The 20164-nt window shown below is 71.0% G+C and carries 20 protein-coding genes and 1 tRNA gene; 11 read left to right on the plus strand and 10 right to left on the minus strand.

The window, feature by feature from the left end; translation table 11 throughout:
• The first annotated feature begins 224 nt into the window (after positions 1–224).
• Positions 225–1151, plus strand: coding sequence for a nucleoside hydrolase (locus AB0I79_RS15460; RefSeq protein ID WP_357872512.1), 927 nt, complete (start codon positions 225–227; stop codon positions 1149–1151).
• Positions 1152–1195: 44 nt separating this feature from the next.
• Positions 1196–1272 (plus strand) — tRNA-Lys (locus AB0I79_RS15465).
• Positions 1273–1320: 48 nt separating this feature from the next.
• Here AB0I79_RS15465 and AB0I79_RS15470 read toward each other — a convergent pair.
• Entirely contained in the window at positions 1321–1656 is a 336-nt protein-coding gene (locus tag AB0I79_RS15470) for a hypothetical protein (protein ID WP_357872515.1), read from the minus strand.
• Between the two features lie 64 nt (positions 1657–1720).
• A complete protein-coding gene (locus tag AB0I79_RS15475; RefSeq protein ID WP_357872518.1) occupies positions 1721–2584 on the minus strand; it encodes a DUF4429 domain-containing protein in 864 nt (287 codons plus the stop codon).
• A gap of 49 nt (positions 2585–2633) precedes the next feature.
• Between AB0I79_RS15475 and AB0I79_RS15480 the strand changes: the two genes are divergently transcribed.
• Entirely contained in the window at positions 2634–3218 is a 585-nt protein-coding gene (locus tag AB0I79_RS15480) for an HD domain-containing protein (RefSeq protein WP_357872521.1), read from the plus strand.
• A 4-nt stretch (positions 3219–3222) separates the two neighbouring features.
• Here the strand turns inward: AB0I79_RS15480 and AB0I79_RS15485 are convergent, their stop codons facing one another.
• Positions 3223–3933, minus strand: coding sequence for an FCD domain-containing protein (locus tag AB0I79_RS15485; protein WP_357872523.1), 711 nt, complete (start codon positions 3931–3933; stop codon positions 3223–3225).
• Positions 3934–4067: 134 nt separating this feature from the next.
• Here AB0I79_RS15485 and AB0I79_RS15490 point away from each other — a divergent pair, with 134 nt between their 5' ends.
• From AB0I79_RS15490 to AB0I79_RS15510, 5 genes are read left to right on the plus strand one after another with little or no spacing between them, the layout of a single operon-like run.
• A complete protein-coding gene (locus tag AB0I79_RS15490; RefSeq protein ID WP_357872526.1) occupies positions 4068–5672 on the plus strand; it encodes an ABC transporter substrate-binding protein in 1605 nt (534 codons plus the stop codon).
• Positions 5669–6628 carry an ABC transporter permease gene (locus AB0I79_RS15495; protein ID WP_357872529.1) on the plus strand — a complete coding sequence of 320 codons (960 nt, stop codon included), beginning with the start codon at positions 5669–5671 and terminating at the stop codon, positions 6626–6628. The genes AB0I79_RS15490 and AB0I79_RS15495 overlap by 4 nt, the downstream gene beginning before the upstream one ends.
• The gene (locus AB0I79_RS15500; protein ID WP_357872531.1) at positions 6625–8559 is read left to right on the plus strand and encodes a dipeptide/oligopeptide/nickel ABC transporter permease/ATP-binding protein; all 1935 of its coding nucleotides are present in this window, start codon (positions 6625–6627) and stop codon (positions 8557–8559) included. The genes AB0I79_RS15495 and AB0I79_RS15500 overlap by 4 nt, the downstream gene beginning before the upstream one ends.
• Complete coding sequence (locus AB0I79_RS15505; RefSeq protein WP_357872534.1) at positions 8552–9541, plus strand: ABC transporter ATP-binding protein; 990 nt, start codon at positions 8552–8554, stop codon at positions 9539–9541. Before AB0I79_RS15500 ends, AB0I79_RS15505 begins: the two co-directional genes overlap by 8 nt.
• A complete protein-coding gene (locus AB0I79_RS15510; protein WP_357872537.1) occupies positions 9538–10524 on the plus strand; it encodes a dihydrodipicolinate synthase family protein in 987 nt (328 codons plus the stop codon). Before AB0I79_RS15505 ends, AB0I79_RS15510 begins: the two co-directional genes overlap by 4 nt.
• Before the next feature lie 40 nt (positions 10525–10564).
• Here AB0I79_RS15510 and AB0I79_RS15515 read toward each other — a convergent pair whose 3' ends face one another.
• The 6 genes from AB0I79_RS15515 to AB0I79_RS15540 all read right to left on the minus strand — a co-directional run bounded on the left by AB0I79_RS15515 (position 10565) and on the right by AB0I79_RS15540 (position 15954).
• Positions 10565–10837 (minus strand): DUF1876 domain-containing protein, encoded by a 273-nt coding sequence (locus tag AB0I79_RS15515; RefSeq protein WP_357872540.1) that lies wholly within the window; start codon positions 10835–10837, stop codon positions 10565–10567.
• Positions 10838–10896: 59 nt separating this feature from the next.
• Positions 10897–12555: a catalase gene (locus AB0I79_RS15520; protein ID WP_357872542.1), complete on the minus strand. Its 1659-nt coding sequence runs from the start codon at positions 12553–12555 to the stop codon at positions 10897–10899.
• 76 nt (positions 12556–12631) lie between these two features.
• Positions 12632–13003 carry a BlaI/MecI/CopY family transcriptional regulator gene (locus tag AB0I79_RS15525; RefSeq protein WP_357872545.1) on the minus strand — a complete coding sequence of 124 codons (372 nt, stop codon included), beginning with the start codon at positions 13001–13003 and terminating at the stop codon, positions 12632–12634.
• 98 nt (positions 13004–13101) lie between these two features.
• On the minus strand, positions 13102–14148 hold the full coding sequence (locus AB0I79_RS15530; RefSeq protein WP_357872547.1) for a hypothetical protein: 1047 nt from the start codon (positions 14146–14148) through the stop codon (positions 13102–13104).
• A 109-nt stretch (positions 14149–14257) separates the two neighbouring features.
• Complete coding sequence (locus AB0I79_RS15535; protein ID WP_357872549.1) at positions 14258–15202, minus strand: sugar kinase; 945 nt, start codon at positions 15200–15202, stop codon at positions 14258–14260.
• The gene (locus tag AB0I79_RS15540) at positions 15199–15954 is read right to left on the minus strand and encodes an IclR family transcriptional regulator (protein ID WP_357872552.1); all 756 of its coding nucleotides are present in this window, start codon (positions 15952–15954) and stop codon (positions 15199–15201) included. Before AB0I79_RS15540 ends, AB0I79_RS15535 begins: the two co-directional genes overlap by 4 nt.
• A gap of 119 nt (positions 15955–16073) precedes the next feature.
• On the opposite strand from AB0I79_RS15540, the gene AB0I79_RS15545 reads away from it, so the two are divergent.
• The 3 genes from AB0I79_RS15545 to AB0I79_RS15555 are packed head-to-tail and all read left to right on the plus strand — an operon-like array spanning position 16074 to position 19008.
• Entirely contained in the window at positions 16074–17318 is a 1245-nt protein-coding gene (locus AB0I79_RS15545) for an extracellular solute-binding protein (protein ID WP_357872554.1), read from the plus strand.
• The gene (locus AB0I79_RS15550) at positions 17315–18196 is read left to right on the plus strand and encodes a sugar ABC transporter permease (protein WP_357872556.1); all 882 of its coding nucleotides are present in this window, start codon (positions 17315–17317) and stop codon (positions 18194–18196) included. Before AB0I79_RS15545 ends, AB0I79_RS15550 begins: the two co-directional genes overlap by 4 nt.
• Entirely contained in the window at positions 18193–19008 is an 816-nt protein-coding gene (locus AB0I79_RS15555; RefSeq protein WP_357872558.1) for a carbohydrate ABC transporter permease, read from the plus strand. Before AB0I79_RS15550 ends, AB0I79_RS15555 begins: the two co-directional genes overlap by 4 nt.
• Here AB0I79_RS15555 and AB0I79_RS15560 read toward each other — a convergent pair.
• On the minus strand, positions 18979–20079 hold the full coding sequence (locus tag AB0I79_RS15560; protein WP_357872560.1) for a winged helix DNA-binding domain-containing protein: 1101 nt from the start codon (positions 20077–20079) through the stop codon (positions 18979–18981). The two genes, AB0I79_RS15555 and AB0I79_RS15560, sit on opposite strands and share 30 nt — an antisense overlap.
• Between the last annotated feature and the right edge of the window lie 85 nt (positions 20080–20164).

Consider the following 20164-nt stretch of genomic DNA (forward strand, 5'->3'; position numbering starts at 1 on the left):
TTATGACGCGAGCGTTGCATTCGTCTCGGTAGCGTTGTAGCAGGTCAGGAGCTCTGCGACTGGCCGAAGGACCTTCACCGATGCGGACGCGGAGGGGGACCGCGGTTCGCAAGTGCGGGACCGCCGGCGCTTTTGGGGGAAAGCGCCGGCCTGGACCGCCAGTGATCGGGCCGGGCAGCTTTGGGGGAACTGCCCGGCCCGATCCATGCGTATCCTCCGGTTACGTGAAGAAAGTTCTCATCGACTGTGACCCCGGCATCGACGACGCCCTCGCCCTGGCCCTGGCGGCCGGATCCGCCGACTCCCTCGACCTCGTCGGCGTCACCACGGTCGGCGGCAACGTCGATCTGGAGCTGACCACGGCGAACGCGCTGGCGCTGCGCGAGTTCCTGCAGCTCGGCGACGTGCCCGTGACGCCGGGCAGCGCGGGCGCGCTGCTGCGCCGCACGGTCAGGGCCACCGCCGTGCACGGCACCACCGGGCTCGGTGACGTGGTGCTGCCCATGCCGGCGCGGGGTCCGTCCGAGGGGCACGCGGTCGACTTCATCGTGGAGACGCTCAAGGCCGCGCCCGGCGAGATCACGCTGGTGGCCGTGGGCCCGCTGTCGAACATCGCCCTCGCCGTACGCCGCGAGCCGCGCGTCGTGGAGTGGGCCCGCGACCTGGTCATCATGGGCGGCTCCTACACCCGCGGCAACCACAACCCGGCGGCCGAGTTCAACATGCTGGCCGACCCCGAGGCGGCGGCGATCGTGTTCGAGGCCGGGTGGACGGTCACGATGCTCGGGCTCGACGTGACGCTGAAGGCCGTGGTCAACTCCGGGGTGCTGGACCGGATGCGGCCGCTCGGCCGGCTGGCCGACCTGCTGGTGCCGGCCGCGCAGTTCTACGGGGTGGTGACGGCGGAGGGCGGCCCGGCCATCCACGACGCGTGCGCGGTGGCGTACGTGCTCGACCCGGCGCTGTTCACCTGCGTGCCGGCCGTGGTGAACGTGGAGACCGCCGGGGAGTTCACCCGGGGCATGACCGTGACCGACTTCAAGGTGACGGACCGGGAGGCGAACGCGCTGGTGGCGACCTCCGTGGACGTGCCCGCGTTCTGGGACCTGGTGATCGGGGCGTACGAGAAGCTGGCCACCCGGCTGGGGTGACCCGGCGCGACCACTGCCCGGCGGCTGATAGAGTTTCTCTTGTTGCGCCGCTAGCTCAGTTGGTCAGAGCAGCTGACTCTTAATCAGCGGGTCCGGGGTTCGAGTCCCTGGCGGCGCACCACCACTGACAAGGGCACCGTCCGGCGACGGTGCCCTTCGTCTTTCCCGCTCAGGCGAGCCGCTCGTCCACGCCGACGGCCCCGACCCCGCTGGTGAAGATGCCGCCGCAGTAACCCTGCGACTCGCCGTAGCCGCCCGGCGGGAGCGTCACCCACTCTCCCACCACGTCCGGCGCCCGGCCGCAGACCACCACGGCCCGGAAGATCCAGGTCTGGCCCGTGGGGTTGCTGCAGGCGGCGATGCCGAGGTCGTTGTCGTTGGCGTGCACGTAGGTGTCGCACCGCAGCACCGTGGCCGCCGCCGACGCCGAGGTCGGCATCCCCGCCGACATGAGCGCGAAGGCTGCCCCGGTCGCCGCGGCCGCGATGTGTGATCTTGCGATCATTGCCCCTCCCGAAGTCACTGTGCGTGGTCGAGCGTACGCAACAAGTGGCGACGGGAAAAGCGGATTACGACTCCTGGAGCCGGCGGATCATCGCCTGCTTGGCCACGGCGAACTCCTCGTCCGTCAGCACCCCCGAGCGGTGCAGCTGGCCCAGCTCGGCCAGGCGGCGCAGGACCGCGTCATGCACGTCGTCGGCGACCGGCGGGGGCGCGGCGGGCAGCTCGGGCTGCTCGCGCGGCAGGCGGGCCAGCACGGCCGCGGCGACAAGGGCCGTCGCGCCGCCGAAGCGCTGGACACCCCAGGACACGCAGCGCAGGTCCTTCTGCGGCGGCCTGGCGCTCGGCGCCTCGCCCTTGATGCGGAAGCGCAGCGTGCCGTACCCCATGCCGGACTGCGGCTTCCACTCCACGCCGGAGACGTCGGACAGCGGGAACTCCTGCGGGCCCGCCTTCTCCTTCTCCGAGCTGGCCCATCCGGTCCACTCCAGCCGTACGCGCTCGCCGTCGAAGAGCGCCGCGCCGTCGCCTGCCGTGGCCGAGATCGGCACGTCGGGGACGGGCAGGAGGTAGCCGTCGCAGGGGCCGCCCGGCGTCTGGTAGACGGCCATGGTGTCGCGGATCTCGTCGGCGAAGTACTCGGCCGCGCCCGCGCGGGCCTTCGGCACGGCCAGCCGGTAGGGGTCGGCGGGCGGGCCCAGCGCCCCGGCCGCCACGTCGAACAGCGCGTCGGCCCCCTTGCGCAGCCGCAGGCGGAGGTGCCCGCCCTTGCGCGCGGGCTCGAAGGCCACGCCGGCGATCGCCTCCAGCGGCACCCGCACCTCGCCGAGGGTGCGGCGCAGCTCGTCGATGTCCTTGTCGCTACCGGGGACGATCCGCAGCATTTCCCCATTGAACGTCCATGACCCGTCTGGGACAGCGATCTCGGCCATATTCTCAGCCTAGGACACGCTCGCGGCACCACCCATGCGAAGGAGCGGGATGCAGATCTTCACGAGCTGGCCGTCCTGGGCGCACGCGGAAGGCCCGCTGAGCCGGGCGCTCCCGGCGTCCACCGTCGCCTCCCTGCGCGACGCGGTCGCCTTCGCCCGGCGCATGCACGGGTCGCAGCAGCGGCCGACCGGGCGGCCGTACGTCGAGCACCTGCTGGAGGCGCTGGAGGTGGCGGTGACCGGCGCGGGGCTGAGCGACAGGGAGGTGCTGGTGGCCACCGTGCTGCACGACGTGCTGGAGGACACGTCGTGCACCGAGGGCGAGGTCGCGCGGCGCTTCGGGCCCGAGGTGGCGGCGCTCGTGCGGTGGGTGACCAAGCCCGGCGGCGGCTCGAAGGCCGACTACCTGGCCTCGCTGGTCAAGGCGCCGCCGCGGGCCGTGCTGGTGAAGCTGTCGGATCGGGTCAGCAACGTGCAGGAGCTGCACCGGATGGCGTGGCGGTTCCAGCGGCGCTACTACCTGGAGACCGTGGCGTACATCATGCCGCTGGCCGGGGCGCACCCGTGGTTCGCGCAGTGGTTCGGCGAGTGGCGGGGGCGGTGGCGGCGCGTCGAGCGCTGGCCGGCTTCATGAGCCGCTAGCCGCCGATCCTGGCCGTGCGGTTGCGCACGCCCTCGAAGTGCGCGTGCACGGCGGCCACGGCGGCGTCGCTGTCGCCCTTGAGCACGGCGGTGTAGATGTCGCGGTGCCGCCTGGCCACGTCGGCGGGCGGCTCGTCGGGAGCGCCCAGCGCGTCGCGGAGCTGGTAGTAGACGTCCCAGAACGCGCCCAGGAGCCGGCTCACCAGGGGGTTGCCCAGCGGGCGGTAGAGGACGTCGTGGAAGAGGCGGTCGGTCTCGGGGGAGACCAGCCCGGCCTGCGCCTCGCTCTCCATCCGGGCCATGACCTCGGCGACCGGCGTCAGGTCCACCTCGGGGCCCAGCTCGATCAGGCGCTGGACGAGGCCGGTCTCCAGGATCTCGCGGATCTCGACCAGGTGGGCGAGGTGGTTCGCGCCGTTCTGGAGGGTGATGCGGCTGTGGAAGGTCAGCTCGTCCACCAGCCCGGCCAGGGACATGCGGCCGACGAACATGCCGAAGCCGTGGCGGATGTCCACGATGCCCACCGCCTGCAGGGCCTTCAGCGCCTCCCGGATCGAGTTGCGGCTGACCTGGAGCTCCTCCATGAGCTCCGACTCGGTGGGGAGGGGGTCGCCCGCCACCAGCCCGCGTCTGACGATGAGGTCCTTGACGCCCTCCTGGGCCTCGACGGCGCGGCTCGGGCGCGCCGGACGCGGGACTGTGGTCATGAAGAATCCTTTCATCACAGGTAACAATCCGGAAATCTTCCGTTGACCTCAAGCCGTGGTGGCAATTAGCGTCCACCTTACGCACATCGTAGGACATGGGATGTCCCACGTCCTATCATCTTCAGGAGGCAACCGTGAGCTCTGAGTTCAGTCGCCGCGACTTCCTGCGTTACAGCGGGGCGACCGGTGCGGCGGCGTTCATCGCGGCCACGCTCTCCGCTTGCTCCGGAGGCCCGGCCTCGACCGGCTCGGTCGGCGCCGGATCCAACAAGGACCTCATCACCGCCGTCATCGGGTACGGCAACGACCAGAGCTGGGACCCGACGCAGACCGCCTCGGCCTTCGCCATGGCCGGCATCAACCACGTCTACGAGGGCCTGCTGGACACCGACCCCATCACCCGCGAGCCCTATCCCGCGCTCGCCACCGCGCTGCCCGCCGACCCGGACGCGACCACGTGGAAGTTCACGCTCAGGGACGGCGCCAAGTGGCACGACGGGCAGCCCGTCACGGCCGACGACGTGGTCTTCACCTTCGAGCGGATCCTCGGCCCCGACAACGTGCTGGCCGGCAACTTCTTCAAGTCCTGGCTGCGGGAGGTGAGGAAGGTGGACGACAGGAACGTGGAGCTGGTGCTGAAGTTCCCGTTCCCGGACGCGGCGCCCCGCCTGACGATCGCCAAGATCATGCCGAAGCACGTCTTCAGCCAGGCCGGCGCGTGGGACCAGGCCAAGGGCGGCAAGGCCGTCGGCTCGGGGCCGTACCGGCTGACCGCGCACAACCCCAAGTCCAACACCTCGTTCGAGGCGTTCGACGGCTACAACGGGCCGCGCCCCGCCACCGTCAAGAAGATGAACTGGCTGACGATCGTGGACGCCGCCGCCCGCGTGGCCAAGATCTCCGGCGGGTCCGCCGAGGCGCAGATCGCCGACAACATCCCGTACGCCAACGTCGAGCAGCTCAAGCAGCAGGGGCTGACGGTCGAGGGCGGCAAGGGCATGAACCACATGTTCCTGATGTTCAACACGGCCACCAAGCCGTTCGACGACGTACGGGTGCGCCAGGCCCTGCACTACGCCATCGACAAGCGGAAGATGATCGACGTGGCGCTCAAGGGCCACGGCACGGCCTCCAGCTCCTTCCTCAACGAGGGCCACCCCGACCACCAGCGGGCCTCCGTCGTCTACGACCACGACCCGGAGAAGGCCAAGGCGCTGCTGAAGGAGGCCGGCGTCAGCAACCTGACGATCAACCTCATGGCCGTCAACGTGAGCTGGATCGCCGACTGCCTGCCCACCATCGCCTCCTCCTGGGAGGCCGTCGGCATCAAGACGACGCTGGAGCCGCAGGACACGGCCGCCCTGTTCACGAAGATGGACCAGTTCCAGGAGTACCAGGTCGTCGCGGCGGCCTCGAACCCCAACCAGTTCGGCATGGACGCCGACCTGATCCTGCACTACAACTACGTGCCCGGCGGCCTGTGGATGAAGTACGCCCACTGGGACGGCACCGAGGACGCCGAGAAGTTGTTCGCGATGATGGACGAGGCCGCCAAGGAGACGGACAAGGCCAAGCGCACGGAGCTTATCCACAAATATCTGGACTTCGTGGCCGAGCAGGCCATCCTCTACCCGGTCGTGCACAACGAGCTGATGACCGCCTGGGACCCGAAGAAGCTGTCCGGCATCCGCGCCCAGCCGTACCCGGGCATCAACCTGCTGCAGGCCAAGAGGACATGACGCTCGTCGCCCGGATGCTGCTGCGGCGGCTCCTCATCCTGATCCCGCTGGTGCTCGGCGTGATCGCGTTCGTGTTCATCGTCATGCGCTTCTCCGGCGTCAAACCGGAGTACGCCTACTTCCAGGGCGCGAACCCGACCCCCGAGCAGATCCACCAGTTCCAGCTCGAGAACGGCCTGCTGGACCCGCTGCCCGTCCGGTACGTGCGCTTCGTCGCGGACCTGGCGCAGGGCGACCTGGGCACCAGCGTGCTGACCAAGAAGCCGGTCCTCGAGTCCGTGACGACCGCGCTGCCGCTGACGTTGCAGCTCACCTTCCTCGGCCTGGCCGTGGCGGTGGTGCTGTCGCTGGTGTTCGGCGTGACGGCGGCGCTGTTCCGCGACCGGTGGCCCGACCAGGTGATCCGCATGGTGTCGCTGATCGGGGTGGCGGCTCCGGCGTTCTGGCTGGCGCTGCTGATGATCCAGTGGCTGGCCGTCGGCGAGGGGCTCTTCCCGACCGGCGGCTACATCAACCCGGCCGACTCGCTCGCCGGCTGGCTGCAGTCGATGACGCTGCCCGCCCTGTCGCTGTCGCTGCCGATCGCCGCCCAGCTCACCCGGATCATCCGTACGTCGATGGTGGAGGAGCTGGACCGCGACTACGTGCGCACCGCGATCGGCAGCGGCCTGCCCATGATCGTGGTCGTCGGCCGGAACGTGCTGCGCAACGCCCTGATCAACCCGCTCACGGTGCTCGGGCTGCGCATCGGCTACCTGATCGGCGGCACGGTCGTGATCGAGACGATCTACGGGTTGCCCGGCATGGGCCAGCTCATGATCAACGCCGTGCGCGACGGCGACCCGGCCGTCGTCCAGGGCGTGGTGCTGACCATCGCGATCGGCTTCATGGTCGTCAACCTGGTCGTCGACATCCTGTACCTGCTGGTCAACCCCCGCCTCAGGAGTGCCACATGAGACGTGGACTGACAGAGCGCCTCGCACGGCCCGGCCTCGCCTTCCGCCGGTTGAAGCCGCTGTCGTGGGTCTCGGTCGGCATCATCGCGGTGGTCGTGCTGGCCGCGGTGCTGGCGCCGTGGATCGCGCCGCACTCGCCGTACTTCCAGGAGGCGGCGGGCGGAGGCCCGTCGGCCCAGCACTGGATGGGGCTCGACAGCGCCAACCGCGACATCCTGTCCAGGCTGCTGTACGGCGCCCGCTGGTCGTTGATCATCGGCCTCGGCGCGACCGGGCTGGCCCTGGTCGCCGGGGCGGTCATCGGCGCCGTCGCGGCCACCTCGCGCAGGGCCGTGGACGAGACCCTGATGCGCGTGCTCGACGTGATCATGGCCTTCCCCGGCATCGCGCTGGCCGCGGTGCTCGTGGCCGTGTTCGGCGGCAGCATCCCCGTGCTGGTCATGGCCATGGCGTTCCTCTACATGCCGTCCGTGGCCCGCGTCGTGCGGGCCAACGTGATCGCGCAGTACGGCGAGGACTACGTGGCGGCCGAGCGCATCATCGGCGCCCGCACGCCGCACATCGTGGTCAAGCACGTCGCGATCAACTGCGCCGCGCCCGTGCTGGTGTTCTGCACGGTGATGGTGGCCGACGCGATCGTGTTCGAGGCGTCGCTGTCGTTCATCGGCGCCGGCGTGCGCCCGCCGAACCCGTCCTGGGGCAGCGTCATCGCCGACGGCAAGAACCTGGTGCTGCTCGGCGGCTGGTGGGCCACGGTCTTCCCCGGCCTGCTCATCCTCATCACCGTGCTGGCGCTCAACATCCTGGCCGAGGGCATCTCCGACGCCTGGGCCGCCCCGGCGGCACGCAAGGCGCAGGTGCGCAAGGACGACGACGCGTTCGAGCAGGCCCGGCCCGGCTCCGGCGAGATCGTCGAGCTGCCGGGGCTGGAGGAGGCCGCGCGCAGGCTGGCCGAGCGGGCCCGCCCGCTGCCGCAGGGCCCGCCGATCCTCGCCGTGGAGCGGCTGCGGATCGGCTTCGCCGAGGGCGTCGACATCGTGGACGGCATCGGCTTCGAGGTACGCCCCGGCGAGGTGCTCGGCCTGGTCGGCGAGTCCGGCTGCGGCAAGTCGCTGACCGCGCTGACCATCATGGGCCTGCAGCCCCGCGACGCCCGCGTCAGCGGCCACGTCCGCTTCGACCAGCGGGAGCTGCTCGCCGAGCCCAGGCGCGCCCGCCGCCGCCTGCTCGGCCACGAGATGGCGATGATCTACCAGGACGCCCTCTCCTCGCTGAACCCGGCCATGACCATCAAGGCCCAGCTCAAGCAGCTCACCCGGCGAGGCGGCCGGCGCACCCCCGCCGAGCTGCTCGAACTCGTCGGGCTCGACGCCCGCCGCACCCTGTCGGCCTACCCGCACGAGCTGTCGGGCGGGCAGCGGCAGCGCGTGCTGATCGCCATGGCGCTCTCGCGCGACCCCAAGCTGATCGTCGCCGACGAGCCCACCACCGCGCTCGACGTGACCGTGCAGGCGCAGGTCATCGAGCTGCTGCTGAAGCTGCGCGAGGAGCTCGGGTTCGCGCTCATCCTCGTCTCGCACGACCTGGCGCTGGTGGCCGACGTGACCGACCGCGTGGTCGTCATGTACGGCGGCCAGATCGTCGAGACCGGCGTCACCGCGTCCCTGGTCGGCAAGCCCGCCCACCACTACGCCCGCGGCCTGCTCGGCTCGGTGCTGTCGCTGGAGGCGGGTGCCGAACGGCTCACGCAGATCCGCGGCGTGGTGCCGGCACCGGCCGACTTCCCGCCCGGCTGCCGCTTCGCCGACCGGTGCCCGATGGCCACGGACGTGTGCCGTACCGAGAAACCGGTGCTGGAAGGGGACGCCACGCACCAGGTGGCCTGCCACCACCCGGCGCAGACGCTGGTGAGGAGCGAGCAGCATGCTTGAGCTGAAGGACGTGCACGTCGTGCACAAGGCCCGCTCGGGCGGCCTGCTCGGGCGCGACCGCGTGTACGCGCTGACCGCCGCCAACCTCGTCGTGAACCCCGGCGAGACGGTCGGCGTGGTGGGGGAGTCGGGATGCGGCAAGTCCACGCTGGCCAAGGTGCTGGTCGGGTTGCAGAAGCCGACCGCGGGCACCGTGACCTTCCGCGGCCGGGACCTGTGGGGGATGAAGGAGTCCGAGCGGCGCGAGCTGGTCGGATCGAGCGTGGGAATGATCTTCCAGGACCCGTCCACGGCGCTCAACCGGCGGCTGCCGATCAGGCAGGTGCTGCGCGACCCGCTCAACGTGCACGGCCGCGGCACCCCCGCCCAGCGCGACGCCCGCGTACGGGAACTGCTCGACCTGGTCGGGCTGCCCGCCGGCGCGGCCGACGCGCTGCCCGGCCAGCTCTCCGGCGGCCAGCGGCAGCGCGTGGCCGTGGCCAGGGCCCTGGCGCTCGAACCCGACCTCGTCGTGGCCGACGAGCCGACCAGCGCGCTCGACGTGTCGGTGCGGGCGCAGATACTCAACCTGCTGCTGGACCTCAAGGAGCGGCTCGGGCTGGCGCTGGTCTTCGTCTCGCACGACATCCAGACGGTCCGCAGGATGAGCGACCGCGTGGTCACCATGTATCTGGGCAGGATCGTGGAGCGGACGCCGGCGCAGTCGGTGCCGCTGGGCGCGCGGCATCCGTACACCAGGGCGCTGTTCTCCGCCACGCCCGGGCTGATCTCGCCGATCAACCCGATCCCGCTGGTAGGCGTCGTGCCGTCGGCCACCAGGCCGCCGAGCGGCTGCCCGTTCCGCACGCGGTGCTGGCGCGCGGACGACGTCTGCGCCGCCGAGATGCCCGAGGCGACGGTCGAGGGCGACCACCTGTTCCATTGCCACCATCCGGTGGCGGCCGGGGCGACCGACATCGAACTGATCCAGGAGCGAGTATGACGATTCCCCATGTCGCCGAGGCCGCGACGCCTTCTCACGTCGCCGAGCCCGCGACGCCTTCTCACGTCGCCGAGCCCGCGACGCTGTCCGGTGTGATCCCGCCGGTGTGCACCCCCATGACCCCCGAGTACGAGGTGGACACCGTCTCACTGGTGCGGCTGGTGGACCACCTGATCGACGGCGGGGTGGACGCGCTGTTCGTGCTGGGCTCCTCGTCGGAGGTGGCCTACCTGACGGACGCGCAGCGACGCACGGTGCTGGACACCGTGGCCGGACACGTGGGCGGCCAGGTGCCGGTGCTGGCCGGGGTGATCGACATGACCACGCCGCGGGTGCTCGAACACGCGCGCGTCGCCGCCGAGGCCGGGGCGTCCGGGCTGGTGGCGACCGCGCCGTTCTACACGCGCACGCATCCCGAGGAGATCCGCACCCATTTCCGGACGATCGCCCAGCGGTCCGGGCTGCCCGTCTACGCCTACGACCTGCCGGTGTCCGTGCACACCAAGCTGAGCGCCGGGCTGGTGCTGGAGCTGGCCGCCGAAGGCGTGCTGGCCGGGCTGAAGGACTCCAGCGGCGACGACGGCGGCCTGCGCGCGGTCGTCATGGGCCGCGAGGCGCCGTTCAGCGTGCTCACCGGGTCGGAGGTGACCGTCGACTCCGCCCTGTGGATGGGCGCCGACGGCGTGGTGCCCGGGCTGGGCAACGTGGACCCGCAGGGGTACGTCGAGCTGTACCGGTGCGCCTCCCAGGGCGACTGGGAGGCGGCCAGGGCCGAGCAGGAACGCCTGGTCAGGCTGTTCGAGATCGTCCACGTCGGTGGCGACCGCATGGGCGGCAGCTCGTCGGGCCTCGGGGCGTTCAAGGCCGCGCTGCACCTGCGCGGCGTCATCGACTGCCCGATCACCGCGCTGCCGCAGATCCCGCTGAACGAGGACGAGGTCGGCCGGATCGGCAAACTCCTGGCCGGCGCCGGGCTCCTCTAGGCAGGCCTGCCTGAGCGGGCCTCCTCTGAGCGGGGCTGCTCTAGACAGGGCTCCGCTGCGCGGGGCTCGTCAACTGGGCCACGTCCGCGGCGCCGTCCTCGATCAGCTTCGAGGCCAGGTCCGACAGCGCCCGTCCGACGGCCAGCTCGTCCCCGATCCCGGGCACGGGCTGGTCGGTCGGGTTGCGGCGGGCGTGCGACACGCTCTCGTGCCGCTTGCCGTCGGGCGTGAACAGCACGGCCGTGGCCGTGGTCAGAGCGTCGTCGTCATCCTCGCTGATCCAGATCTGCACGTTCCACTGCTTGTACTCCATGACGACCACCTCCCTACGTCCAGCCTCTCTCCAGGAGAGGCGGACGTAAAGAGAAGCGGTCAGCGGTCGGCGTGTGCCGCGCGCTCGTTCGGCACGCAGTGGGTCATCTTGAGGTTCTCGACGTCGCGGGGGCCGTTCCTGCCCAGCTTGGCCAGCCGGCTGCGGTCCTCGTCGGTCAGGTCCTGGCTCTGCAACGGCTCCAGCCCCGCCACGTCGTCCGGCGTGATGCCCAGCCCCTCGCCGACGCGCAGCCCCAGGTCGTCCTCGGCCAGCAGGAAGTGCCAGACCATGCGCTCCTGGATGATCCGGTCGCACTGCTTGAGGTTGGCGACGAGGTTGCGGACGAGGTCGTCGCGCTCCCACTCCTCCATCAGCAGGTAGCGCTGGCCGGCCTGCACGTAGTCGTTGGTACGCGGGATGCGCTTGCGGGTGAGGCGGCCGGTGACGACCGGGCCCACCTCGTCCGGGTGCGGGTAGTGGGCCTCGCGCAGCCCGCCGCGCAGCGAGGGCTCGTAGTTGATGTGCGGGCTCTCGCCGGCCGTGTCGACGAAGTACGTCATCTGGCCGTCCCGCTGGTTGGTACGGCACGGCGCCTTCGTCTGGTTGACCGGGAGCTGCAGGTAGTTCGGGCCCACCCGGTAACGCTGCGTGTCGCTGTAGGAGAACGTCCGGCCGATCAGCATCTTGTCGTCGGAGAAGTCGAGCCCGTCCACCAGCACGCCGGTGCCGAACGCGGACTGCTCGTTCTCGGCGAACTGGTTCTCCACGTTCCTGTTCAGCACCATCCGGCCCACCGGCAGCGCAGGGAAGTCGTTCTCCGGCCAGACCTTGGTGTCGTCGAGCGGGTCGAAGTCCAGCTCGGGATGCTCGTCGTCGCTCATGATCTGGACCAGCAGCTCCCACTCCGGGTAGTCGCCGCGCTCGATCGCGTCGTGCAGGTCCTTGGTGGCGTGGCCCAGGTCGTGCGCCTGCACGGCCGCCGCGTCCGCCTCGGTCATGCTGCGCACGCCCTGCTTCGGCATCCAGTGGTACTTCACCAGGAACGACTGGCCGTCCTTGTTGACCCACTTGTAGGTGTTCACCCCGAACCCCTGCATGTGCCGGTAGTCGGCCGGGATCCCGCGCGGGCTGAACAGGTTGACCAGCATGTGCAGGCTCTCCGGAGTCTGCGACATGAAGTCGAAGATCCGGTTCGGGTCCTGCCGGAAGGTGACCGGGTCCGGCTTGAGCGAGTGGATGACGTCGGGGAACTTGATCGCGTCCCTGATGAAGAAGACCGCCAGGTTGTTGCCGACCAGGTCCCAGTTGCCGTCCTCGGTGTAGAACTTGATGGCGAACCCGCGCGGGTCGCGGGCGGTCTCGGCCGAGTCGCGCCCGCCGATGACCGTGGAGAAGCGCACCGCGACGTCCGTGCGCTTGCCCTCCTGCTGGAAGAGCTTGGCCCTGGTGTAGCGGTCGATCGGCTCGTCGCCGAGCCTGCCGTACGCCTCGAAGTAGCCGTAGCTGAGCGTGCCCCTGGCGTGCACCACGCGCTCGGGGATGCGTTCCCGGTCGAAGTGGCTGATCTTCTCCAGGAACTGGTAGTTCTCCAGCGTCGCCGGGCCCCGCGGGCCGATCGTGCGCTGGTTCTGGTTGTCGTAGACCGGGTGCCCCTGCCGGTTGGTGAGCACCTCGCGCTTGTCGTCAGGCCCTGAACCCATGCCCGAAACGTCTGTCATCGCACTGTTCCTTCCCCGGGACGAGATCTTCCCCGCCTGCCCTCAAGGCCGGAACGGAAACGGGCAAAGGTTGCTCCTACCGGCGGCTGCCGGGCGGGAAGACCTGCAGCGCCGCCTCCAGGGCGGTGGCCTCCTCCGGGGTGAGGCGCTCGAGGAAGTGGACCAGGGTGGCGGCCTGGTTGCCGCTGGTGGCCAGCGCGTGCCGCATCAGCTCGGCGGTGTAGGCCTCCTTCGTGGCGACCGGCTCGTAGACGTAGGCCCGGCCGACCGGCTCGCGCCGCAGCAGGCCCTTGGTGTGCAGCTTGTCCATCACGGTCATGACCGTGGTGTAGGCGATATCGCGCTCCGTACGGAGGTCCTCGAGCACGTCACGGACGGAGGCGGGCCTGCGGTAGGACCACATCCTGTCCATGATCGTGGATTCGAGCTCTCCGAGAGGGCGCTTCATGCCCCACATGGTAAGGGCTGAGCCCCGATCGGCCCGTCGCCGATCGGGGGCCGGTGCGGCCCGGTTCCATGACCGAGGCCCGCGCCGCCGGATCGGGCCTACTCGGTGCCGCCCTCCGGGGCGATCCTGGCCATCCAGGCCGCGGCCTCGTCGGCCGGCAGGATCCGCTCCAGGCGGATGGTGCCCGGCATCATGGGGTAGCGCCTGCCGGGGCTCCACGACCGCGCGTACGGCGGCGGGTCGAGGACGACGACCCGCACCCCGTCCAGCCGCGGGATGTCGGCGGGGACACCCTCGTTCCAGATCCACTTGCCGTAGGCGTCCACCAGGTTGAACTGGCCGTGAACCGGGCCGTCCTCCGGATCCACGTCGCCGTCGGAGGCGGCCATGACCCACTCGGGGTCCGGCTGCACGCCCTCGATCAGCCCGTGGTCGGACGGGCCGCTCACCACGTCGGCCAGCAGGGTGTGGAGCTGGAAGTTGTCGCCGATCCCGCCGATGACGACCTCGTAGCCGCGGCCGGTCTCCCTGTGCAGGACGATCAGGTGCTCGTCCTCCAGCACCGCGAGCAGGCCGGCCAGCCACTCCAGGTCGTCGCGGTCGCCGGCCACCGCCGACAGGGCCGCCACCAGGCGCTCGCGGCCGGGCAGCGCGGCGCGCAGCTTCGGGGAGAGCTGCAGGATGGACAGGATCGGCATGTGCGCCATGTGGACGCTCGCCCAGGCGTCGGCCAGCCCGAACGCCTCCCGCTCCGGCAGGCCGGTCAGGCGGCCGGCCGTGCTCTGCAGCCAGCCGGGGTCGTTGTCGTCGGGCTCGGGCGGCTCCTCGCCGGTGGCCGACCGCCAGGCCGCGGCGAACCTCGCCGACTGCTCCAGCAGCCCGGTGAGCTGGTCGACCAGGGGCTCGGCCAGCGGGACCGGGTCGGCGCCGCGCTCGGCCAGCGCGCCGGCCACGATGCCCAGGCGGGCGCCGATGCCGGGCGGCACCAGGTCGAAGACCGCGCCGAAGCGGGCCGCCACGGCGGACAGGGTCGCCTCGTCGGCGGTCTCCGTGGCCGCGTAGAGCTGCGAGGCGTGGCCGAAGAGCCGGTCGGGGTCGCGGTCGGCGGCGGCCTGGAAGAGCGCGTCGAGATGGTGATCAAGCATTCCGGCAGGCTACGACATGTCGGGACTGCACCGCATTTCCCAACACAGCCGACCACCGCGCCACCGCGCCACCGCGCTGCCGGGCCGCTGGCTGCCGGGCCGGTGGTGGTCAGCGGCTGACGCCGTCGGCGGGGCGGCGGAGCAGGTCGAGGTCGGCGCGGCGGGGCAGGCTCTCCCAGTCGCCCTGGCTGGTGACGGCGAACGCGCCGGCCGCGCACGCGGTGGCCAGCCGCTGCTCGGGCTCCGCCCCCGCCAGCCAGTCGGCCAGCCAGCCGGCCGCGAAGGCGTCTCCTGCGCCCACCGAGTCGACCTCCGTCACCCGGTACGGCTCCGCCCGCCGTACGACGCCGCCGGACAGCTCCATCGCCCCCTCGGCGCCGAACTTGAGCAGCACGTGCCGCGGCCCCAGCCCCGCCAGCGCCCTGGCCAGCTCCTCGGCCCCCTCGACGTCGGCGATCAGCTGGCCCTCCGCCTCGGTCGCGAACAGCACGTCCACCTCGCCGACCGCCTCCCGCAGCCACGCCCCCGCCTCCTCGGGCGTCCACAGCGCGCGCCGGTAGTTGACGTCGAGCGAGACGGTCACCCCGGCGGAGCGCGCCTCGGAGATCGCGTGGCGCACGGCCTCCCGCGCCGACTGCGACAGCGCGGGCGTGATGGCGGAGACGTGCAGCACCCTGGCGGCGCGGATGAGGCCGGGGTCGAGGTCGGCGGGGCTCAGCCGGGAGCCCGCGCTGTCCTTGCGGTAGTACCGCACGTCGATGAGGTCGGCCGTGCGCCTGCCCTTGATCATCAGACCGGTGGGCGCGGCGGGGTCGGGGATCGCGTGCGCGTGCACGCCCTCGCCCGCGAGCGTGGCCCGGATCAGGTCGCCGAACTCGTCGGCCCCCACCCTGCCGATCCAGGTCACGTCGTGGCCGAGCCGGGCCACGCCGATCGCGACGTTGGACTCGGCGCCGCCCAGGCCGAGGTCGAAGTCGCGGGCGAAGCGCAGCGGGCCCGTGCGGCGGGCGGCGAACAGGGCCATGGTCTCGCCGAAGGTCACCAGCTCAGTCATCGGCTCGTGCTACCCAGCTTTCTCGAGATGCGCGCCGCCGCCCCGGCCACCAGCGGCCCCAGCTCGCGTACCCGCGCGGCGGTGATGCGCGAGGTGAGGCCGGAGACGGAGATGGCCGCGGCGACGGCGTCGTGGTGGTTGAAGATCGGTGCGGCGACGCAGCGCACCTCGGGTTCGTTCTCGCGGTCGTCCACGGCGTAGCCGCGGCGCCTGATGTGCGCCAGCTCCGCGCGCAGCCGCTCGGTGTCGGTGATCGTGTGCCTGGTCCTGGGCTCCAGGACCAGCTCGGCCAGGAGCTCCTCGGGCAGCCAGGCCAGGATGGCCTTGCCCACGGCGGTGGAGTGGAGGGGGCCGCGGCTGCCGATGCGGGAGGCCATGCGCACGTTCGCCTCGTTCTCCACCTTGTCGATGTAGACGACGTGCGGGTGGTCGTGGACGACCAGGTGGACGGTCTCGCGCACCTCGCTCATCAGCCGGTGCGACTCCTCGGCCGCCACGGCGCGCAGGTCGAGCGTGGCGAGGTAGGCCTGCCCGAGCCGGAGCGTGCCGTGGCCCAGGCGGTAGACGCCGGTCCTGCGGTCGCGGTCGAGCAGCTTGGCCTCGACGAGCGGCACGGTCAGCCGCAGCACCGTGCTCTTGGACAGGCCGACCGCCTCGGCGAGCTGGGTGAGCGTCAGGCCCGAGTGCTCGCGTACGTGGTCGAGCACCGTCAGCGCACGCCTGAGCGAGGCGGACTGGTTGCGTTCCTGCACGTCGCCCACCATAGCGGGGGAAGTCGCTATGCAAGATGCTGTTGTGCATTGCACAACAACCTGCGTGAGCGCTTTCCGTCCCGCCCGGCGCTTCCTAGGGTCGCGCTCGGGAGGTAATAGTGAAGTTTCTTAACTATGTTGCCGCCGGCGCCGCCCTGCTCGCGCTGGCCGCCTGCGCCCCCTCGACCGCCCCCGCCCCGGGCGGCGCCGACGAGAAGACCGGCACGCTGCGGGTCTGGCTCTTCGACGAGCCGAACCGCGCGCCCAAGGAGAAGGTCGTCGGCGAGGCCATCAAGGAGTTCACCGCCGCGCACGCCGGCGTCCAGGTCGAGGTGACCTACATCCCGACCACGCCGGCCAGGCACGAGAGGTTCAAGGGCGCCTTCAACGACCCGGCCAGCTCGCCCGACGTGGCCGAGTACGGCAACACCGACCTGGCCGAGTACGCGGCCGCCGGCGGGTTCGCCGAGCTCGGCCTCCCGGCCGGGGACCTGACGCCGGCCCTGGTCGAGTCGGCCACCGTGAACGGCAAGCAGTACGGCATGCCCTGGTTCATCGGCGTCCGCGCCCTGTACTACCGCACCGACGTCTTCGAGGAGCTGAAACTGGAGCCGCCGTCGTCGATCGCCGAGCTGACCGAGACCGCCCGCACGATCCGCGCGAAGAAGCCCGGCCTGTACGGCATCGCCGTCGGCGGCGAGTACACCTTCGGCGCCCTGCCCTTCGTCTGGGACGCCGGCGGCGACATCACCGCCCTCGACTCACCGGCCTCGCGCAAGGGCGTCAAGGCGTACACGGACCTGCTCGCGGACGACATCTGCCCGCCCCGGGCCTGCGTGTCGCTCACCGGCGGCAAGACCGTCGAGCTGTTCGCGAGCGGCAAGGCCGCGATGGGCATCCTGGGCAACTTCAACCGCTCCGCCGTGGACGCGGGGGCGGCGGCCGGCAAGTACGCGGTGGTCCCGCTGCCCGGCTCGGCCGAGGGCTCGATCGCGCCGGCCTTCGCCGGGGGCAACAACCTCGGCGTCATGAAGCACGCCAGGCACCGCACGCTGGCGGTGGAGTTCGTCGAGCTGCTGGGCGGCAAGGCGTACCAGGTCAAGATGTACGAGGCCATGGGCAACCTGCCGACGCTGACCTCCGCGCGGGACGAGCTGGCGGCCAAGGACCCGTTCCTGAAGCCGTTCCTCGACACGGTCGCCAAGGGCACGAGGTTCGTGCCGATCGACCCCGCCTGGGTGAAGATCGACAACGGCAAGGTCATCCCCACGATGCTGCAGAAGATCGCCACCGGCCAGGCCACCGTGGACGCCGCCACCACCGAGGCGGCAGCCGCCGTCAAGACGGCCTTCGGCCGCTCGTGAGAGCCCGGTTCGACCACCGGCCGTGGCTCTACCTGCTGCCCGCCGCGGCCGTGCTCGTGCCGCTGTTCGGCTACCCGCTCTACATGCTGGGCCTGCTGTCGGTCTTCGACTACCGGCAGGCCCAGGTCAGCGGCGGGCAGCCGAGCACGTTCGTCGGATTCGGGAACTACGCGACGCTGCTGGGCGACGGCCGGTTCTGGGAGGTGCTGCTGCAGACCGTCGCCTTCGCGGCGGCGCTGGTGCTGGCCACGCTGGCGGTCGGAGCGGCGCTGGCGGTGCTGCTGACCCGCACCGGGCCGGTGCCGAGGACCGCGCTGTCGCTGGCCGCGCTGGGCGCGTGGGCGGCGCCCGCGATGACCGGCAGCACCGTGTGGATGTTCCTGTTCGACGCCGATCTCGGGCTGGTCAACCAGGTGCTCGGCCTGGACGGGTTCAACTGGTTCTACGACCGGTGGGTGACCTTCCTCGTGGTCGGGGCGACGATCGTGTGGCACTCGTTCCCGCTGGTCATGCTCACCCTGTACGCGGGCATCCAGGCCATCCCCGGCTCGGTGCTGGAGGCGGCGGCGCTCGACGGGGCCTCTGCCTGGCACGCGTTCTGGAAGGTGATCGTGCCGATGTTGCGGCCCCTGGTCACCATCGTCGTCATCCAGTCGGTGATCTGGGACTTCAAGGTGTTCACCCAGATCTACGTGATGACCAACGGCGGCGGCGTCGCCGGGCAGAACACCGTGCTGAACGTCTACGCCTACCAGACCGCGTTCGGCTCCTCGGAGTACGGGCTCGGCTCGGCCATCGCCGTGGTCATGACGCTCGTGCTGCTGGTGTTCACCCTGCTCTACATCCGGGCGCTGCATCGCGGAGGGGAACGGCTATGAGGAGAATCGTCCCCGGCACGGTGGCCTGCGTGGTCGCGTTCCTGACCGCGTTCCCGCTGTACTGGATGGTGCTGTCGGCGCTCAAGCCCGACGGCGAGATCCAGTCGCTGGACGTCAGGCCGTGGACCCTCCACCCGACCCTGGACAACTTCGCCAGGGTGCTGACCGGGGAGGGTTTCGGGCGTTACCTGCTCAACAGCGCGGGCGTGGCGCTGAGCGTGGTCGTGCTATCGGCCGCGGTGGCGTTCCTCGCGGCCGTGGCGGTGACCAGGTTCAGGTTCCGGTTCAGGACGACCGTGCTGATCATGTTCCTGATCGCGCAGATGGTGCCGGTCGAGGCGCTGACGATCCCGCTGTTCTTCGTGGTGCGGGACCTGGGGCTGCTGAACACGCTGGTCTCGCTGGTCGTGGTGCAGCTCGCGTTCACGCTGCCGTTCGCGATCTGGATGATGCGCGGGTTCGTCGCCGCCGTGCCCGAGGCGCTGGAGGAGGCGGCGATGATCGACGGGGCCGGGCGGGCGACCGTGCTGTGGCGCATCCTGTTCCCGCTGGTCGCGCCCGGACTGGTGGCGACCAGCGTGTTCTCCTTCATCACCGCCTGGAACGACTTCGTCTTCGCCAGGACCTTCATCATCTCCGCCAAGGACAACCAGACCCTGCCCGCGGCGCTGCTCGTCTTCTTCAAACCGGACGAGAACGACTGGGGCGGGATCATGGCGGCCTCGACGCTGATGACGATCCCGGTGCTGATCTTCTTCGTCGCCGTTCAGCGGCGGCTGGTGTCAGGACTTGGAGGGGCCGTCAAGGACTGAGATCTCGTGCTTGTCGCCCGGGGCCAGGAACTCCAGCAGCCGCCGTCCCTCCTCCTCGGCCTCGTCCAGGACCTTGATCGGCTCCCACTGGTGGAGGTTGAGCGTGGAGACGCCCTTGGCCCGGGTGACCGTCCAGTCGCCGGCCGTGACACCGTCCACCAGGATCACGCGGGGCATCACGTTCGTGCCCATGAAGCCCTGGAGCACCGCCGCCCCGGTCTCGGTGATCGCCCTGGAGCGGTCGGCGTAGGACAGGAAGAGGTTGTCGAAGTCGTACATGAGGCGCACCGGGGCGGGCACGTCCTCGCCGGGCCGGGGCGCGTCCGGGAGGTCGTACAGGGTCCTGCCGGCGTCGTCCCTGAACCTGACCAGGTCCATCGACTCGACCACCTCGCCCAGCCGGGTCAGCCCCGACCACGCCTGCACGTCCTGCACCGACGCGGGCCCGAACGCGGCCAGGTAGCGCCGCACCAGCTCGGCCGGCGTCATCGGCGGCACCTCGAACCCGATCCAGGACTCCGCGCTCGTGTGGGCGATCGGCCCGCTCTTCCCCCACACGCCGCGCGGCGGCACCTGCACCAGCGGCACCAGGCAGCGCACGCCCTGGCCCAGCGCGTGCGGGTCGTTGCCGGGCCAGCGCTCGGCCAGCGCCCGCCCCAGGTCGGCGAACGTCATCGGCCGTTCCTCCAGCAGCGCCCGCCCCGCCGTCGCCAGTTCGTCGAGGTCCACGCCCGCCAGCCGCTTGCCGAACGTCGTGCGCGTCATGCGCTCGGTCACCGCCTGCAGCAGCGGCCGCATGGCCAGGCAGTCGCGGGCGGAGACCAGGTGGATGGTGGAGCGCTGCAGCGCGATGCGCACGAGCTCGCGCGAGAGCAGCAGGTCGGCGGCGTCGGCGGGCCTGAACCCGGCGATGCGGTTCCACAGGCCGGTGTACCAGGTGTGCGGGGTCTGCGCCTGCAGCCCGCCCAGGTGCTCCACGACCTCGGTCACGGAGCTGCCGGTGCGGCGCAGCAGGTGCTGGCGCTCCAGCGTGGCCCGGTTGAGCGCCCTGCGGCTGATGAGGGGATCCATGACAGTAAAGGTAGGGGCTATTGCGGCCGGTCCCGGGCCGCAATAGCCCCAGCGACGCCGGCGGAACGCCGGCATGTGGCCTCTG

It is taken from the genome of Nonomuraea sp. NPDC050202 (assembly GCF_040656115.1).
Classification (GTDB): Bacteria; Actinomycetota; Actinomycetes; order Streptosporangiales; family Streptosporangiaceae; genus Nonomuraea.